Source organism: Polaromonas sp. P1_G4 (assembly GCF_056405475.1).
In genome coordinates this window covers 1-1,169 of sequence record NZ_JBFUCA010000852.1, presented here as the reverse complement: position 1 = coordinate 1,169, position 1,169 = coordinate 1, and the positions used below count along the sequence as shown (strand labels likewise).

Below are 1,169 nucleotides of genomic sequence, written 5' to 3'. Positions count from 1 at the left end.
ATATTGGGGCACTCGGTGGACATCGAAACGCCTTTTCAAATACAAGTTACATCTTTATCAAAAGAAGCACCATGGCGTAACCGGCTAAGAGCAACGACATGAAAGTAGCCACCGCACGCTCAATTCGCCAGCTTCAGCTGACCTTCAACATACCGAAGCAGCCCTTCACAAGCATCCTCAACCAAATCCAGCACATGCTCAAACTCATCCTTGCCACCGTAGTAAGGATCAGGCACCACCGGGCTKTCATGCCTCAAACAGAACTCCGTGAGCCTGCGTACCTTGCCGAGATGTTCGGCGGGACATTCCTCCTGAATCAAGGCCAGGTTGTCCCAGTCCATGGCCAGAATCAAGTCGTGGCGCTCAAAATCTGAATCCGAAATCTGCCGGGCCCTGAGGCCGGATAGGTCATAACCGCGCTTGACGGCGTAGGCTTGCGAGCGCTCATCGGGTGGGTTGCCGGGGTGGTAGTTGTGCGTGCCGGCTGAATCAACCTGGATCTGATGGGCAAGCCCGCGATCCATGACTTTCTGCTGGAACACGCCATGGGCTGTGGGGCTGCGGCAGATGTTGCCCATGCAGACAAAGAGAATGGAATAGGGTTTCATGGATTGAAGGTTGGGCCGGAATTCGCCATGGAAGACCCAAAGAACATGCGGCCTTGGGCTGCCAGAACCATTTTAGGTTTGCCACCGCCCATCCAGCCGACAAAGCCACCACTAGGCCAGACGGCCCATAGCCACAGCCACCCCATCCGTATACAGTCCATTGACGGAGACAACCATGCAATGCTGATGACCTGCATAGGAGGCCCGCTTCACKGGCTGCAAGTAGGAATTGCCGACGACGCCCTGGTGTATGACGTACAGGGCAGCAGGCCGCGTGCGCGTTATTTGCGGCAGGTGCCGTCGCAGTACTACGATCCCCGGGCCGGCCATGCCGACTCTGTGGCGTTTTTTGCGTTGAGTTCGTTGAGCGGGATGGAGGTGACCGATCTGATCATCGCCCACCTGGAAACTTTTCAGCCCGTGCCGGTTGCGTCAAAGCCGGCCTGACGGCTTCACGGACATCCCAAAAAGCAGGCAGAGAAGTTAGCCCGGCGCTAACCCGGCGTTAACCTGGCGCCATAGGCTGGGTGGCCTGCGCGCCTGGAACTGCCGGATGAGCAC

Annotated in this window: 2 protein-coding genes; one reads left to right on the top strand and one right to left on the bottom strand. The window is 57.3% G+C overall.

Annotation, left to right across the window (positions count from 1 at the left end; translation table 11 throughout):
- Positions 1-119 precede the first annotated feature (119 nt).
- Positions 120-608 carry a low molecular weight protein-tyrosine-phosphatase gene (locus AC1D1X_RS23915; protein ID WP_477699426.1) on the bottom strand — a complete coding sequence of 163 codons (489 nt, stop codon included), beginning with the start codon at positions 606-608 and terminating at the stop codon, positions 120-122.
- Here AC1D1X_RS23915 and AC1D1X_RS23910 point away from each other — a divergent pair.
- Entirely contained in the window at positions 504-1,055 is a 552-nt protein-coding gene (locus AC1D1X_RS23910; protein ID WP_477699427.1) for a hypothetical protein, read from the top strand. The two genes, AC1D1X_RS23915 and AC1D1X_RS23910, sit on opposite strands and share 105 nt — an antisense overlap.
- The last annotated feature ends 114 nt before the right edge of the window (positions 1,056-1,169 follow it).